This is a genomic window from Pseudomonas extremorientalis, from assembly GCF_001870465.1.
GTDB lineage: Bacteria > Pseudomonadota > Gammaproteobacteria > Pseudomonadales > Pseudomonadaceae > Aquipseudomonas > Aquipseudomonas extremorientalis.
The window spans coordinates 130,124-145,899 of record NZ_MDGK01000011.1 but is presented as its reverse complement, the minus strand read 5'-3'; the positions used below and the strand labels follow the sequence as shown (position 1 = coordinate 145,899).

The window sequence follows — 15,776 nt, the reverse complement described above, 5'->3', positions numbered from 1 at the left end:
AATGCGTCGGCAGCAGCCTTCCATCTGCGTGCAATCGATTTGTTTCTTGTTTCGGATGTGTACCAGGGGCATGCGGGCTGCCACCGTTTGTGCTGACGCTGGACAACGCCGAGGGCTACTTCACCCCGTCCTCGGTTATTCGCAACTCCGCCAAGCATGGTGTGAGGGCTTTGTACGAGTTGCCCAAGATCAAGAAAAAATATGCAGCGTTCCTGGAAGATAACGCCCCTGACCCGGCGCAATTTTTCCTCAGGGACACACCGGCGCCCGTGTACCAGGGTGGCCAATGATGGGAAGGAATCCAGCGCTCGACACCGTAAAGAACGTGCTCAACCAACAGCGCGTGCGTATTTCGTTTGATATTGATGACACCCTGGCCTGCCAGCCGCACCACAGCGCCGCTGAAGACGGCAGGCTGCCGGAGTGCGTGCACCGCTGGCTGGGTGAGCCGTTGCGCCATGGCCATGCGCTGGCTGCACGCGGGTCGTCGAACGCGCCTTCGAAGCTGCCGACCGCCTTTGATATCGACCTGCACGTGGACGATTCCGAAGGCGTGAAAATCGAAGGTTACGACCACGGTTTCCGTGTGGTTGTCGTGCGTCCGGATGATGAGCCATGGGCGCACAAAGTCCTGGAAGCCGTCGCCCGGGTGCAAGCGCAAGTTGCCTGGCACAGCGACCGCGCCGGTACAAGGTGCCTGCGCCGGCCTATTCGGGTATCCCCCTTAACGGCTGAGGGTTTCCAGGAACTGTGTGTGTTGCAGCACCTGGGAAAACATCGGCAGCGTGAATTGCTCGGCGGCCTGCTGCTGTTCGCTGGTGAAGGTTGCCGTGCAGTCGGATAAGGTGACCACGTTGTAGCCCTTCTCGTAGCCTGAACGCACCGTGCCTTCGACGCAGCAATTGGTCAGAAAACCTGCCACCACCAGGTTCTGGATGCCGTTGTTGCGCAGCACCAGGTCCAGCCCCGTCGTCGCAAAACCATCCAGCCCACGCTTGCCCTCCACCAGGATATCGCCGGCCTCGCGGCCCACAGCCTCGGTGATCTCGGCCCCCCAACTGCCGGTGCGAAAAGCACTGCCATCAGCCACACCCTTCAATATTCCATAGTCGCGCGTGGTCAGCTCCGGGTAACCCTCGGCGAACTGGATCGGCAAATGGATGATCTTCACGCCCAGCTTGCGCGCCTGCTGCACCGTGGTTGCAGTGTTGGCCAGTATGTCGCCAATACGCATGACGTCTTTGACCGCATCATGAAACACCCCGCCGGGTGTGGTGAAGTCGTTCTGGAACTCGATCAGGACAAGGGCGGTGCTGTGTGGGTTCATCGTGGACCTCCGATCAGTGGGTAGGTATCTACACAACTTTGAGTGTTACGCCGAACCTGTGGGAGCGGCGGTGCGACGATTCGACTTGCTAGCGAAGGCGGCGCATCATGCTACTAGGTTTTCTTGGGTGTACATCGCTCTGATGTGGGAGCTGGCTTGCCTGCGATAGCTGTATGTCTGGCGCGGGAGCCTTTTGGTCGGAGTACATATCCGTCAGATCCAATTGTTGTGTAGATACCTATGCCGATCAATGGGCCGATCAACGGGTTAAAACACGTGGCTATCAGCCACCGGGAAACCATTGCCGGGCGAGCTGCACCGTTATGCGCAAGGTGTGCTGGCTTTGTTCGTCACTCGTTAACTATACGTGCCCGGCTTGAATTGCAGTGACCAAGGCAATAGGCCGTCATTGTTGGCCGCTACGAGCCATTCTTCGTATGCAGTACGGATTTATAGGGTGTAAGAAATGTTTAGGCGTCTCATGGATTTGAGCAAGCGGTTGCGCAAGGATTTTGCTGCTGTAGCGGTTTCCAAGGAACAGGTTCTGCACTCGATGGAGGTCGACCCTCAGGCAGGACCCGTCGGGAGTTTGCCCGCGAATGTGCTGGACTACTGGCACAGAGCGCTGATTGCCGATGACTTGGGTGGCCTGCAAGCCACCGATGTCCGCATCCCGGTGACAAATTTCGCGGGGCTGGCCTGGCCCAACTTCAATCTCGGTTTCGGCAAGCGTCGGGCGCTGGCACTGGGCATTCTCACTGAGCGTGCCGCAGAGGCCCGGCGAAAACAGCAAGCGCAGGCACTTGAGGTCTCAGAGGACGACGCAGAGGGTGCGCAGGAGGCGGACGAGCCGGATGACGATCCGCGTATTCCCATGGCGCTGGTGTTCCATCAAACCACCTCATCAAGCGATGAGGTCCAGGTCACGTGGCCCGACCCGGATAAAAAGCCTGCGCCGGGCGCGAAAAAAAAACGCCTCAAGCCCGACCGGCTGAATATCGCGTTCTGGTTTCCTTTCGACCTGAACGACAAAAACCAAATATGCCTACCACGCGATCCCAACGATTGCCGGCCGCGTGTGGTCCGCCAATGGCTTGAACCGCAGCCATTGATGGCGGCCAACGACCTGCCGCCGGCCATTGGCCACTTCGATTGCTATCGCGACGAGCTCAAGCTATTTTTCGCGACGTTGAGCCAAAGCGCCAATTTGAGCGGTTATGTCGACGCCTGTTTTGCCTTGTTCGCCCACGTTCAAGCGGATGGGGTTGAGACGGGAATGGCGCCGATCACGGGGCAATGGGTTGCGGTGCCGCGACAGCCTGGCTATGCAACACGTGCGCTCGCCAACATCTATGAAGCGATCCCCAATGCGCCGTCCATCGGCGCACTGGAGCAGCTCATAGGCGCCGGACGACACCGTTCGGCTGTCCAGGCAGGCGGCATGGCAGCGCCGCAGGTGACGATCCGGCACGTGGCCATGGTCGATAAGGCCACACACCTCGACAAGCCAGACGTCAATCGCGGCGCAGACCCCTTGAACGAATCGCAGCGCCGCGCATTGCACGCCCTCGGCCGGTTGGATGAGCAGGTCGGGGTGGTTGCGGTCAGTGGGCCGCCGGGCACCGGGAAGACAGCCATGCTGCGTGCGATGATCGCCAACCAATGGGTGTTGGCGGCTTACGATAACCGCGAACATTGCCCCGTCACGTTTGTGTGCGGGGCGACCAACCAGAGTGTCGAGAATGTGATGGGCACGTTCAACGGTGCCGTAGGCAGGAAGCATGCCCTGGCACGTCGTTGGTTGGACCCTACGGGCAAGCCACTATTGGGTTTCACCGCCAGCGCACCGTCCAAGGCCAAGGGGAAAACCCATCGCAGCAAGTTCACCACGCTTGAGATCCGGCAAAAGCAGTTGCGCATCTTGGGCGTCGGGTCCTCCAGCCTCAAGCAATCGTACGAAGACGGTGTTGCGGCAGCCCTTGCTTTGGCGCGGCACTTTGAAGATGCCTTCCGCGAGCTGCCAGAGTTGTTCAATGCGTTGTTTAGCGTTGAGCAGAAACATCAGGTCAGTGATGCCACGCGTTTTATCTATCTCATGCAGAAGAGTGCTTCGACAACGCCTACGGCGTCGACCCTTTGCGAGCACTTGAACACGCTGACCCAGGTATTGCGCAGTGGGTTGGCCTCAGCAATCGAGCGCCAGGCTGACATCGACGCGTTGATCGAGCCCGGTGAACTGGCTGCGCGCTTTCCTAGTGAGGCATGGGCATCTTCCTGGGCCATCGACATCCTCGCGGATTTGCGCGTGGCCGCAACCCCCGAGGCGCGCCAGGCGCAGCAGCAGAAATTGCTGGATGTGGTGTGGCGGCCGATTATTTTCCAGTTGGCCGCGCGTTACTGGGAGACGCGTTGGCTGGCCAGTGTGATCGCAACCCCCGAGCCTGGCAGCCGAAAGAACGCACTCAGGCACGCAGCCATGCTGTTTCCGTGCATTGTCGCCACCTTGCACAGCGCCCCACGGTTACTGGGAGAGGGCCGTAGGCCGCTGTTCGCGTTCCTGGATTTACTGATTATCGATGAGGCGGGGCAAGCTGCGCCGGAGCTGGGTGTGCCGGTGCTTAGCCTGGCTAAAAAAGCCGTGGTGGTCGGCGATATGAAGCAGCTCTCCCCCGTGTCTTCGGTAACACCCGAGGTCGATGCGCGCCAGGTGCAGGACCGTTGGGCCGATCCGTCGTCTTTGGGCGCCTTGCTCGTGCGTGGCGCGGACTCCGCCACGGGTTCAATCATGAAGCTTGCCGCAACCGGGGCATCGTTTGCGGAGGCCATGCCGGACGGACGGCTACGGGACGGGCTGCTCCTGCGGGAGCACTACCGTTGTGCAGAGTCGATCATCAATGTGTGTATCGATTTGCTGTACCACGATCACGACCGTGATGCCGAGGGCGGGTTGCTCGGCAAAGAGTTGGAACCCAAAGTGCCCAACCCGCTGGCAGGGCTGTTCGCGGACGCCCAGTTGCCCTTGCTCGAGGGCGAAGCTGAAATGCAGTTGCGCAAACGCATGAAGGCAACGTTCCCGCTACCGCCGCTCGGGTTCTATCAGACCGGTGGCCCGAACGATGAGCCCTGCAAAGGCGACTCATGGTCCAACCCTGGAGAAGCCAAGGCCATCGTGGACTGGCTTAAAGAGCACGGACCGCGCCTGGCGAAGTGGGCCGCCAGGGTCGAAGGCCACCCGGAGCAGCCGATAGGGTTGGAAAAACTTGTCGCGGTCGTCACGCCATTTCGAGGCCAGGTCGAAGCGATAAAGCGTCGGGTACGCGAAGAACTCGACCCTGATGACGCTGACCTGAGTGAGCGTTTGACCATCGGCACGGTTCATACCCTTCAAGGGGCGGAGAAACCTGTGGTGTTGTTCAGTGCCGTGAATCGGGAAAGCCGCGCCAGCCGTCGAACCGATACCAATCATCGTGAGCGGGTGTTTATCGATCGTGACGATGGGCGCCTGCTCAACGTAGCGATCAGTCGTGCACAGAAAAGCTTCATTATGTTTGGCCATTCCGATCTGTTTTTTTCCCAGCAGGCGATGGACCCGAATAACGATTTGCCTTCGGCTGTGGTAGGACGATGCTTGGCCGGTGTGCGTGAGCCAGAGCATGAGCGGCTCACCTGCGCCCCGCGGGTGCCAGCGTGCAAGCTCGGTCCCGCCACGCTGATGGTTGTCGAATCCTTGCACAAGGCGAAAATCATTCAAGAACTGGTACCTGGCGGTACTCAGGTGTTCGGCTGTGGCGGTCATATTCGTGACCTCCCAGGCCCCGGTGCGATCAGTTGGCGTGATGGGTTAAAACCGCACTGGCAATTGAGCGAGCGCGAAGGCAGTGACCTGGCGGCGTCCCTACGCAATACCGGCAGCCGTTTACTGCAATGCACTGAGCTGGTGTTGGGGACGGACGATGATGCCCAAGGCGAAGCTATCGCCTGGCACATGATCCAGGTACTCAAGGAAGCACCGTGGTTCATGCATATCCAGAGGGTGCGTCGGGTAAGGTTTCATGCATTGACCACCCTCGAAATGGCCCGATCATTTGAGGAGGGTCGGTGTGTACAGGTCGAGGGCGCTACCGCCGACGAGCGAGCTGGCAGCGCTTGCCGGGCCTTGAATATGGGCTTGGCATATGGAGCCATTGCCCAGCGGGTGCTGGACAACCTCATCGGCTCGGTCTACATGCGTCACGGTATTGTCGGGGGCGGACGGGTCAAGGGGCCCTTGCTCAGGGTACTGGCGGGCCATGGTGACTCCCCGGGGTTACCCGGTAAACGGTTGGGTGTCGCGATAAACCTGAAAGTGAACGATACCCTCGTGCCGGCTCGCCTGATGGTGCGGCGCGGCAGCGAAGCCTGGCGCGCGTGGGGCAGTGACCGCACAGAGAGCGTTCACACCTTAATCGACCAACTGAGCGACGCGGTGGTTTCACCGACACCTTGCCTGCTCGAGCATGAGGACTTGCTGCTGGCACCTGCTCAAAGCCTGGGCACTAACCTGGTCCTGCAAGAGGCGTTCAGGCGATTTGGCTGGATGCCGTCGAGCACCATGAGCACGTTGCAAAAACTGTATGAGATGCGCGAGGGGCAGGACGAGCCCGAGTCAGCACCGAACGACAATGGTTGGGCTGCATTGGATGCGCAGGGGCGCCTGTTCCTTACCGAGTCCGGACGGCGCCAGGCAGATAAGGTGCTGAACAACCATTGGCTGAACACAATCAGCGCCAATGCGTTGTTGATGGCCTTCGACGATGCGCTGACTCACCTGTCCCAATTGCCGGATGCAGGGGAGGCGGACTACCTTGCGTTCGTGCACACCTGGGCGGCGCAGTTTGATGATCAGTGCGGCGCGCAGCCGGTTGCGGGCCCCCATGCACCAACGGTCGATGCGCAAGGCGCTGAGGTCGCGCTGTTTTCCCTGCAGCCCGCCGTCGAGCTGAATACGTGGGGCGCGCCTGCCGGTTCGCCTTCACCCGCTGAGGCCGAGCAGCACGACGATGATCCCGCGCCTGGTGCGCAAACCCACCCGGTTTCGGACGGCGGCCGCAGCGGTGCCCACGGAGCACTGGTGCCTCTGGACATCAGCCTGGAGGCCGACAACCCCAAGATGGCCGCGCTTACCCTGAGGCAGCGGCAACTTTACGACCTGATGTCCAAACTGATGTTGGCCTCTTCCCTGCGAGATGGACAGTTTCAGACTGTACGCCGGATTTACACCCTGACGTGGCCGGCTAAACCGGCTGTCCGGCAGGTTGAAATTGGTGTCGAGGTGATAACAGGCAAGCCGGGCAACTACCCAGGCTGGTTCACGCTGGACCCCGATGGCCTGCACCAGCACACGCGCAATTGGGCGTCGGCAGAGATGGAGGCAGTGCTCGATGAGCAAAGCCCTCGCTTGCAAGTGATAGTGCAAGACCACGGCATACGCACCCGCTCGCTGCTTGAGCCGACAGTCGATCATTTATTGGCGTGGATGCAAGCGCGTGGACACGGTAGGCCCTCGACATTCGGCAAGCACATCGATGATCTGGTACGTGGCAATACGTCGAACGCGCGCGCGGAGGGCACTGCCGATGAATAGCAGTTTTGCCGCCATGACCCTGATGCGAAACGCCTATGAGGCCGCATTGCGCGCCCCCTCGGACGCAGTTGCCCAGGCAGCGTTCGTCGCTGCGCACCAAGCGCAACAGCACACGTTCGTTGATTCATTCGACGTCGCGGGCATTACCTACCCGCGTACTGATGGGCACACACTGAGTGAGCGTGAAGCGCGCGAGGTGATTTCCAGAATCCTGTCCAACCCGGCGTACAGCGTATCGGACCTGCGGCCCAGCGTCATTGAAGCGGCCTACCCGCTACAGGCAGACGTGCTGCGTGCGGAAATCGAAGCCACGGTCGCGCGGGCCGATAAAATCAATGGGCTCGACTGGCGAACCGACGCGCTCGATGCCAGCACCAAGCAAGCGATGCGTGAACTGCTACGCATGCCCACCTTGGCGGGCGGCTACAAAATCATTTCTCAGGTCAGGTCCGCGGCCAACGCCCAGGTGTTGAATATCTACCGTGGCTACGATGCCGATCACTTGATCCCCGACAAGGCACTGCGAGGGTCACTGCACAGGGGGCAGTCTTTCAGCCTTGACCAGAGCTACGCGACGTTTATGCAGGATTCACAGAACAGAGGGTCGCAGCATAAATTTGTGACGGACGCCCAGAAACACACACGCAAACGGCTGCGCGGCGATCCGACACTGCTCGCGAAAAACCCAACGACTGGCGAGTACCTGGAGCATGTGCTTGAGTGGATGACCCATGTCTATACCACCGCGGATCTGGGTGTGGATGTGGCTGTCAGGAACAGTGGCCTTGCCAACTCGGATGAATTCAAACGTTTCAACGTCAAAGGTTTTGCCTTGGCGCAGGCAGGGTTCATGACGTGGAATGAACGCAAAAGTGTCGGCCGCGCTGTCGCCATGGTGCTCCTGATTGAGGCGCGTGAGTTCTACACGGCGGCCGGCTGGCCCATGGACAGGGAGTTGCCTTTGTTCTACGACGTACCTTCTACAGTGACCCAACAACCGGTGCCTGTGACATGAGCGACAACATAAACCCATCAACACCCGCCCATGGCGCCCGGCGCTACCAGCTTGCCGACCTGACAATGGCCGCCGGGGTGCCCTGGTTTGCCGTGCACGTGTCGGACGAAAGCGGTCATACATCGTCTTGGATTATCAGGGGGGAACTGGACGGTGAGCATTTACGCCTGCAACCACAGATCTGGGTGCCAGATGCCATCCAGGCCATCGTCAGTGATAGCGACGGCCAAGTCTGGGCGATCACTAGCGAAGATGAGCTGATCACCAACACCGAACTTGGACAGGTGGCTGGATGGCGGCAGGTTACGCCCCATCCACAGCTCAACGCGCGCGATGAGTGGTACTCCCGCACACTGGGTTATGTGGCCGCGGATGGCCAGAATGTCGAGCTTGCTGAATGCCTGTGTTGGGCGAGCGATGGCTTGTTGATCGGTACGTTCAGCCGCCGGTTGTATCGTTGGACATCGGGCGACGTTGCTCGCCTTGAACATGACGATCACGTTGTCGGAACGCTGGGTGGTGTCAACAACATTGTCCAGACGCAAGACGCAATATACGCGCTGGGGTATGCGGGCCTGATCCTGCGTCGGCCGGTGGGCGGGACCTGGCAGCGAATTGATGGACCATGGCCGACTGAGGCCGGCGCGTTCATCAATATGATTGCCGGCGTCGAAGGTCCGAGAGGGGAATTGTGGGCCATTGCGGCGGGCGGTTCGGTCGTCAGCGTTGCGGGTGACGTGACCCGCACCATTGCACAAGTACCCGGTGAGCCTCTGGGCATCACCCGGTTCCAGCGCCAGTGGTTCGTGTCGACCCTCGACGGTTGCTACGAACTACCGGGGGATGGTGACACGGTCCTGATCAAACGCGATATTTTGATGGGTAAAGCGATTGATGCCGGGAACTGCCTGATTGCCGTCGATGCCGAGCCACAACACGCCGATCACGCGCAGGTCCACCTGTGGTTGCGCACCAGAAATCGCGATGCTTGGCTGCGCCCAATCATTTGCCGGGCCTGATTGAGGCGTTAAGGCGCAAGCGCGCGGATACGGGCTTGCTTTCGAGGCGCAAGCCCGTGGTTTCACCTGGTCGGCCAAGCAGGCTCAATTGGCTTGTGGGCCGCGCCCGCGATGCGCGGTGATGCGGTTGTAAATGTTGGGTGCAGTGACCGCCATTTCTTTGCTGATCTCCAGGACTGAGTGGCCTTTGTCATAGAGATGTTGCAAGAAAGCGTCTTGGTCACGCCGGGCAAGCTGGCCGTAAAAGCCGCGATTTATTTCTTTCTGGCGGCCTGAGAAAAAACCAAACATAGGGACCTCTGTATTCGACTCGCGTCATGTTGATGGTGTGAGGAGAAGGCGTGGCTTGGGCCGCTCCTTCTGTATGCAAGCCCCTTGTAAACCCCGGATTTGGAGTCTGAGTGAGCTAGCCGGTTGCAGGTTATTCACTCTGCTGCTTGTCGGCCATCCCAACCTGGGTCGCACCCAGCATGGTGTGATTTATGCGAACAGACGAATACACGGATGACGAAGTCGAGACAAAGGACAAGTGGGACAAACTGTTCTGGATTGAGCTCGCTAAGCGCAAAGAGCGCTTGGTATAGAATCCGGGGCGATTCACTGTGCGGGCTCCAAGGGCCCTTACGGTTTTTTGAAAACCGGCGTGATCATGGGGCGACGATTGTCCTGCAAGCGATGCCTGTGTCAGCCACTGCGACATCAACCCAGTAAGCGCTCAGACTGCTCCAACGGCAATGAGCACTCTGCGTATTTGAGCTGAGGTGATCCGATAGCATTCAACGACGATAGGGAACTGTCGCAGATGATTTTTCGAGAAGAAGATTGTTGAGCCTCAGGCTGGGGGCATCCTTTTCAAACGATCCAATGCATGCCCTCAGATATGCCCCCAATGTACCGGTCCTCTGGAAATGGATGGAGCTCCATGGTTTGTGGAAAGGCAGAAATGATCAGCTGAACAGCCTGCCAGACGACGCCTAAAGACTCTCAGGGTCGCCGAAGAACATCTGAATCCGCGACCGCAACCACCGCTCTCCCGGGTCGTTATCCTGCGACCCGCGCCACGCCATATGCAGTTCAAACGAGCGCACCGGCAAGGGCGGATCCTCCGCCCGCAACCCACCCGCAGATGTCAATGCCTCAGCCGCATAATCCGGGACGGTCGCCAGGATGTCAGTACCCGCCAACAACGTCCCCAGCCCGTTGAATTGCGGTACCGCCAAGACCACGTGTCGTTTGCGGTCGAGCTTCTCCAGCTCTTCGTCAATAAAGCCACTCAGGTCGCCAGCGAATGACACCAGCGCGTGGGGGCGGGCACAGAAGTCGTCCAGGCTCAGGGAGCCCGGCACGCTGTCGGCACGCAACAGTTTTGGCAGGCTGCGGCGTAGCACTTTGCGCTTGGCGTTGGCTGGCAGGTCGGCGGTGTAGCTGACGCCGATGGAGATTTCGCCGGAGGCCAGCAGGCCCGGCATCAGGATGTAGTTCACGCGACGCACCACCAGCACGATGCCGGGGGCTTCGGCGCGCAGGCGTTTGAGCAGTTGGGGCAGCAGGGCGAATTCGACGTCGTCGGAAAGGCCGATGCGGAACACCGCCGTGCTGGTGGCCGGGTCGAACTCGGCAGCACGGCTGACGGCGGTGGAGATCGAGTCCAGGGCCGGGGAGAGCAGGGCGAAGATTTCCACCGCCCGGGCCGACGGCTCCATGCTGCGACCGGTGCGCACGAACAGCGGATCATCAAACAGCCCGCGCAAGCGCGACAACGCCGCGCTGATGGCCGGCTGGCCGAGGAACAGTTTCTCGGCGGCGCGGGTCACGCTGCGCTCATGCATCAAGGTTTCGAATACAATCAAGAGGTTAAGGTCGACACGACGCAGGTCGTTACGGTTCATCTTGTGTCCTGGAAGAGTCAGCAAACTTGACGAGAGCAGCCATATAAGAAGAATGACCGGCATGAATCTTACGGGTAAAGGCTGTTACTCTGCACAGGAAAATTGAGTTTTCTTACAAGCTCTGAGGTCTATTCCTCAGTTGCGGAATCAATGACAGGCATGTCGACTATTAATGGCGACCGGTGGTCTTACCCGCAAAGCCCAGATAGAGTTCATGGCATTAGAGGTTACTTTGACGAGGTTTGCGATGTCCCGCACGATCCGTTTTCACAAGTTTGGTCCGGCCGAGGTGCTCAAATGCGAAGAGCATGCAGCTGCGCAGCCCGCACCGGGCGAAGTGCAGGTGCGTGTCGAAGCGATTGGCATCAGCTGGTATGACATTCTGTGGCGCCAGAACCTGGCGTCTTCCCATGCACGCTTGCCGTCCGGCCTTGGCCATGAGATGGCAGGGGTTGTGGTCGCCGTCGGCGATGGCGTGGATGATTTGGCCGTGGGTGACAAAGTCGCCAGTTTTCCGGCTGAAAGCCCCAATGATTACCCGGTGTATGGCGAGCAGATCGTCCTGCCCCGTTCGGCCCTGACCCGCTATCCGGATGTCTTGAGCCCGATTGAAGCCAGCGTGCACTACACGCCGCTGCTGATTGCCTACTTTGCCTATGTGGATCTGGCCCGGGTCAAGCCTGGGCAGTTTGCCCTGGTCACCGATGCCAGTCACTGTGCCGGCCCTTCCTTTGTGCAACTGGGCAAGGCCCTGGGTGTACGGGTGATTGCCGCGACCAAGGACAGTGCGGAGCGCGAGTACCTGATGTCCCTCGGTGCGGAGAAGGTCATCGTCACCGAAGAGCAGGACCTGCTCATGCAAATCAACAAGTTCACCGACAACCGCGGTGTCGACGTGGTGTTCGATGGCTTGGGCGGCCCGCAGATGTCGTTGCTCGGCGATGTGCTGGCACCGCGTGGCAGCCTGGTGCTATATGGCTTGCAGGGCGGTAACCAGACGCCATTCCCGGCGTGCGCGGCGTTCCAGAAGAACATTCAGTTCTTTGTGCACTGCATTGGTAACTTCACCGGCAAACCCGAACTGGGCATCATCCAGGATCAGGTGGCTTTGCAGCGCGCCCTGCGGGATATCAACCAACTGACCGCCGACCGCGTGTTGGTGCCGCTGAAAACCACGGTGTTTCCCTTCAGCCAATTTGTGGAAGCGCACCGCTACATGGACGAATGCCCGTGCCGCGAACGCGTTGCGTTGCAGGTTGAAGCTGTTTAGGGCGTAGGAATATTCGTAAACAAGCGTTCCTGCAATCCGCCGCGTGAGGCAAATGCGCCATTTGACAGGACGGAACCTGCATCGCCCGCCAGGCGCCCAGCTGGCGCTTTAGCCCCTGAATCCGGCCTTCCTCTCTGACGCCGCCCTGAAATCCAGCGCGGCGTCTTTGTGTGCGTGTGATTAATACAGGCACCGGTGATTTATCTGCACTGGTTTTCGGCCAGGTTCTGTATCTATTAATCATTATTCCAGCACTGATAATTGCGCCTTAACTTTCATCTCAAGGACTGAGCAATGATTGAATATCCGACAGTGCAATCGCGAGTGCTCGAAGCAGAGACTGCTGCGCTTGTGTGGAATCAGGGAAGTCGATATATCCAGGACGAACCTCAATCCAATAAGTTGGAAAGTTCGTGGTTTTATTTGTCAGACACGTCTTTGAATGACTGGCTAAAGGCGCGTAGGAAATTGTAGGAATTTTCCTGGATTTCCAGCTTGGCCTCGTTTTGGCCTAGATAAATCAAGGGGTGGAGGATTTCAAGGCTGGGCTGATACCCGGGAATCTCCGTGTCGTTTTGTTGCTCGGTGCTACTGTTTATTTAGCGCTTCACAATGTGACGTGGAACTTTCTATGCGTGTAATAGATCGGGCAAACACGCTCAGTAGTTGCTCGAAACTGACATTTCAATTCAGGTAGTAGAACGATGAGCACTATTCACGAACAGGCTATGAATTATGTTTACCAGCAAGTTCTGCAGCGTTTGATCGGGCACTTTAATCGTGCGGAGCGAACAGCGCTTCAGTTGTTGGTCCAGCGAATTGTCGTGGCCGCGGGTGGCATGGAGCAGGTGGGAGAATACAAAGTGTTGATGGCCCATGGTGGAGGCGAAGTCAGCAGCTGTACCTTGGCATTGCTGCGTGCTGCACAGCTGACCATCGCCGGGCGAGCGCCACGAACCTTCAAGCTGCGGGTGGCAACGTTGCGCCATTCGGGCATGACCGACAGCAGGCTCGACAGCCTCAATCAGGGTTACGGGCGCTTGTTCCTGCACGATGATCCGAGGGTTGAACTGCTGATGGTGGAGAATCAGGAAGTACTGCCCTTCAACCATCAACGGCCGGTCTCTGCCATGGGGCGAGAAACCAGCCAGCGCAACATGCTGATGATCGGCCACCTGAGCTCAGGTGATTGCCGTGCCACTTTGTGCAGCGACACGTATCTGGCACTCGGGGATTTCTACCAGCGCGTGACCACCTGGAATGGCGGGGTGCATGCCCTGGTCAGTGGTGATTCCCCGCGCAAGCAAGGGCAGTTTCTGGCCTGGCTGAAGAAAACAGCCCAGAGCGCCGGCGTTCCGATCGCCAGCACTTGGCCGTTGTCACTCACCGGGTTGTTTGCGCGCATGGACGAGTGGAGCACCAGCTACTACCGCGAGGTGTACGGTGAACATTATGTCGCCAGTGCCAACCCCAGCAAGGCGGGTCACCGTCACTTGGCTTACATCAGCATTGCCGACCTGCTGGAGGACGTGGATACGCAAATGTCGCCGATATTGACAGAGTTCATGGCTTTTACCCCGGACCCACTGGGTTTCCATTTCAGCCATCCTACCTATTCCAACCCTCGGATGATGGCTCATCTGCGTGGCTTGCAGGCCCGTTGCCTGCGAGACCTTGACTACGAAGAGGGGGTGCACGGCTTTATCCGCCAGGCCTCGCAGTTCCTGCGTCGCCAACACCTGCCCGAGGAGTGGCTGGCGCAGGTTGGCATCGGTGAAGACGCTGCCCTGCCGAGTACCGCCGCGCAGCAGTTCTTTGGGCTGGATGAAACACAGTTGGTGTGCCTGCTGTTCTCGCCGTTTATCCACCATGGGGAGCGGCTGGAAGGTTATTTGCGTCAATGCCACCCTGGCATGCTGGTGGCCTTGCCTGAGCTGCACAAGGTTCTGCAGGGCAAGCAATCGGCTGACATGTTGCAACAGTGGGTCAGCGACACCAGTGGCCTGCCGATGCCCTTGTTGCAGCACCTCTATCGCAAGCGTCCGGTGCCCGGCGCGAGTGGGAAATCGCGCAATGCAGGCGTCATGGCCCATGGCAACACGCCCGCTTGCCAATTGTCCGGGCGATGACACTGCGCGGCGAGCGACAAGCCGACTTCGCGTATCAGGCGGTCTACCGCTACATGATCAACCTGATCAACGAAGTCAGCACCGATACCCGTGTAAAGCTGCCATCGCTGCGGCAATTGGCGAGGCGCCTGAACGTATCGATCTCGACGATCCAATACGCCTACTCGCTGCTTGAGAAGGAGGGCAGAGTCTACTCGGTGGCCAAGTCGGGTTATTACGCCTGGCCGCTTTCATCAAGCACCGTGGCTGGGGGCGGCGGCGATTTGCTTGACCGGCTCTACGCGGCGGCACGCAACCCATGCATGGCGGTGTTCAGCGGCGATGAACCGGCGCTGCTGGCTTCGCTGGATGGGGCGCTGTTGCGCCTCGAACGGGAGCTGGTGCGCCAGTACCCACGTCATCTGCAACCCTGGTCACAGCCGTGTGGCGTGTGGGAACTGCGTGCGGCGCTGGCGGCGCGGTACACCTCGTCGCCCACGCGTTGCTGGCACGCCGACGACATCTACATCGGTGCCGACCTGCGCGGGGTGCTGGATATCCTGATTGAGGTGCTGGGCCTCAGGGGGACCACGGTGATTGTTGAATCCCCCTGTGACTGGCTGATTTTGCGCCTGTTCCAGGATTGCGCGGTGCGCATCATCGAGTTGCCCTGGACCCCGGAAGGGCGCCTGGACCTGACGACCCTTGACCAACTGTTGCGCGCTGAGCCGGTGCATCTGGTATTGCTGTCGTCAAAGGTCAGCCTGCCATCAGGCAATGCCCTGCCTGCCCATGACCGTCTCAGCCTGGCACAGATGCTGGACCGATACGGTTGCTGGCTGCTGGAAAACGACACCTTTGGCGAGCTGGGTTTCAAGGAGCCCCAGGCGGCCCTGCGCGAGTGGGTGAACCCGGAGCGCCTGATGGTGTTTTCCTCGTTCGAGAAGATACTGGGGGCGGAAGCGCCCTACGGCTATCTGTTATCTCGGCGCATGAGCAGTGAGTTGCAGCGCCAGTTTCTGCTGCGCTCATTCCGCTTATCGTCGATCCGCCAGCGCGCCATCGCCCGCCTTTATCAGAGCGGGCGAATAGACCCGCACTTGCGGGCATTACGCCAACTACTGCAGGCACAAGCGGCTGAAATGAGCGGGCGCCTTGACCAGCATCTGGGGCAGCAGGTGAGTTATCGGATGCCGACTGCCGGGGCGGCGTTCTGGCTGGGTTCCACCCAGGCCGTCGACATGCGTCAGGTCTTCAAGCGCCTGCTTGCCCAGCAGGTCGTGATTGCACCCGGTGAGCTGTTCAGTGTCAGTGGGCTGCATCATCAGCACTTGCGCGTGAGCCATACCTTTCATGGGCAGCCCAACCTGGAGATCGCCTTGGCTGCCATAAGCGAGGCCCTGCGTCAGGCTCAAATGGGATGATTGCGTGAAGTTTCTCTTACTGCTGTGGGATCGATACCGTCGCGCAGTAGTCCAACTCTCAGTAAACTGCCATCTTTTCCGAATCCTTCTTTCCGAGGTTT

10 protein-coding genes and 1 pseudogene are annotated in these 15,776 nt (G+C 59.4%); 8 read left to right on the top strand and 3 right to left on the bottom strand.

Annotated features, from left to right (window positions below; all coding sequences use genetic code 11):
* Nucleotides 1–74 precede the first annotated feature (74 nt).
* Nucleotides 75–290, top strand: a pseudogene (locus tag BFN10_RS28600) (hypothetical protein); the annotation flags it as partial.
* The gene (locus tag BFN10_RS28595) at nucleotides 290–844 is read left to right on the top strand and encodes a hypothetical protein (protein ID WP_414860440.1); all 555 of its coding nucleotides are present in this window, start codon (nucleotides 290–292) and stop codon (nucleotides 842–844) included. The pseudogene BFN10_RS28600 and the gene BFN10_RS28595, both read left to right, overlap by 1 nt.
* Here BFN10_RS28595 and BFN10_RS02890 read toward each other — a convergent pair.
* A complete protein-coding gene (locus BFN10_RS02890) occupies nucleotides 725–1,327 on the bottom strand; it encodes a cysteine hydrolase family protein (RefSeq protein WP_071488379.1) in 603 nt (200 codons plus the stop codon). The genes BFN10_RS28595 and BFN10_RS02890 overlap by 120 nt on opposite strands.
* A 481-nt stretch (nucleotides 1,328–1,808) precedes the next feature.
* Here BFN10_RS02890 and BFN10_RS02885 point away from each other — a divergent pair, with 481 nt between their 5' ends.
* Genes BFN10_RS02885 through BFN10_RS02875 form a run of 3 tightly spaced genes read left to right on the top strand, consistent with a single transcriptional unit; the run spans nucleotide 1,809 to nucleotide 8,984 of the window.
* A complete protein-coding gene (locus BFN10_RS02885; RefSeq protein ID WP_162276386.1) occupies nucleotides 1,809–6,950 on the top strand; it encodes an AAA domain-containing protein in 5,142 nt (1,713 codons plus the stop codon).
* Nucleotides 6,943–7,965 (top strand): hypothetical protein, encoded by a 1,023-nt coding sequence (locus BFN10_RS29395; RefSeq protein ID WP_071488377.1) that lies wholly within the window; start codon nucleotides 6,943–6,945, stop codon nucleotides 7,963–7,965. Before BFN10_RS02885 ends, BFN10_RS29395 begins: the two co-directional genes overlap by 8 nt.
* Nucleotides 7,962–8,984 carry a hypothetical protein gene (locus BFN10_RS02875; RefSeq protein WP_130898153.1) on the top strand — a complete coding sequence of 341 codons (1,023 nt, stop codon included), beginning with the start codon at nucleotides 7,962–7,964 and terminating at the stop codon, nucleotides 8,982–8,984. The genes BFN10_RS29395 and BFN10_RS02875 overlap by 4 nt, the downstream gene beginning before the upstream one ends.
* An 84-nt stretch (nucleotides 8,985–9,068) precedes the next feature.
* Here the strand turns inward: BFN10_RS02875 and BFN10_RS02870 are convergent, their stop codons facing one another.
* Together BFN10_RS02870 and BFN10_RS02865 are read right to left on the bottom strand one after the other, a co-directional pair.
* Entirely contained in the window at nucleotides 9,069–9,275 is a 207-nt protein-coding gene (locus tag BFN10_RS02870; protein WP_071488375.1) for a hypothetical protein, read from the bottom strand.
* Nucleotides 9,276–9,958: 683 nt separating this feature from the next.
* On the bottom strand, nucleotides 9,959–10,873 hold the full coding sequence (locus BFN10_RS02865; RefSeq protein WP_010210548.1) for a LysR family transcriptional regulator: 915 nt from the start codon (nucleotides 10,871–10,873) through the stop codon (nucleotides 9,959–9,961).
* Between the two features lie 247 nt (nucleotides 10,874–11,120).
* Between BFN10_RS02865 and BFN10_RS02860 the strand changes: the two genes are divergently transcribed.
* The 3 genes from BFN10_RS02860 to BFN10_RS02850 all read left to right on the top strand — a co-directional run bounded on the left by BFN10_RS02860 (nucleotide 11,121) and on the right by BFN10_RS02850 (nucleotide 15,675).
* Nucleotides 11,121–12,143, top strand: coding sequence for a zinc-dependent alcohol dehydrogenase family protein (locus BFN10_RS02860; protein ID WP_071488374.1), 1,023 nt, complete (start codon nucleotides 11,121–11,123; stop codon nucleotides 12,141–12,143).
* 704 nt (nucleotides 12,144–12,847) lie between these two features.
* A complete protein-coding gene (locus BFN10_RS02855) occupies nucleotides 12,848–14,272 on the top strand; it encodes a hypothetical protein (protein ID WP_071488373.1) in 1,425 nt (474 codons plus the stop codon).
* A complete protein-coding gene (locus tag BFN10_RS02850; protein ID WP_071488372.1) occupies nucleotides 14,269–15,675 on the top strand; it encodes an aminotransferase-like domain-containing protein in 1,407 nt (468 codons plus the stop codon). The genes BFN10_RS02855 and BFN10_RS02850 overlap by 4 nt, the downstream gene beginning before the upstream one ends.
* Nucleotides 15,676–15,776: the final 101 nt, after the last annotated feature.

Excerpts from the sequence above, each read along its gene's own strand:
- BFN10_RS02865 (WP_010210548.1), bottom strand. The coding sequence starts at position 10,873 with ATGAACCGTAACGACCTGCGTCGTGTCGACCTTAACCTCTTGATTGTA.
- BFN10_RS29395 (WP_071488377.1), top strand. The coding sequence starts at position 6,943 with ATGAATAGCAGTTTTGCCGCCATGACCCTGATGCGAAACGCCTATGAG.
- BFN10_RS02860 (WP_071488374.1), top strand. The coding sequence starts at position 11,121 with ATGTCCCGCACGATCCGTTTTCACAAGTTTGGTCCGGCCGAGGTGCTC.
- BFN10_RS02870 (WP_071488375.1), bottom strand. The coding sequence starts at position 9,275 with ATGTTTGGTTTTTTCTCAGGCCGCCAGAAAGAAATAAATCGCGGCTTT.
- BFN10_RS02875 (WP_130898153.1), top strand. The coding sequence starts at position 7,962 with ATGAGCGACAACATAAACCCATCAACACCCGCCCATGGCGCCCGGCGC.
- BFN10_RS02885 (WP_162276386.1), top strand. The coding sequence starts at position 1,809 with ATGGATTTGAGCAAGCGGTTGCGCAAGGATTTTGCTGCTGTAGCGGTT.
- BFN10_RS02850 (WP_071488372.1), top strand. The coding sequence starts at position 14,269 with ATGACACTGCGCGGCGAGCGACAAGCCGACTTCGCGTATCAGGCGGTC.
- BFN10_RS02890 (WP_071488379.1), bottom strand. The coding sequence starts at position 1,327 with ATGAACCCACACAGCACCGCCCTTGTCCTGATCGAGTTCCAGAACGAC.
- BFN10_RS28595 (WP_414860440.1), top strand. The coding sequence starts at position 290 with ATGGGAAGGAATCCAGCGCTCGACACCGTAAAGAACGTGCTCAACCAA.
- BFN10_RS02855 (WP_071488373.1), top strand. The coding sequence starts at position 12,848 with ATGAGCACTATTCACGAACAGGCTATGAATTATGTTTACCAGCAAGTT.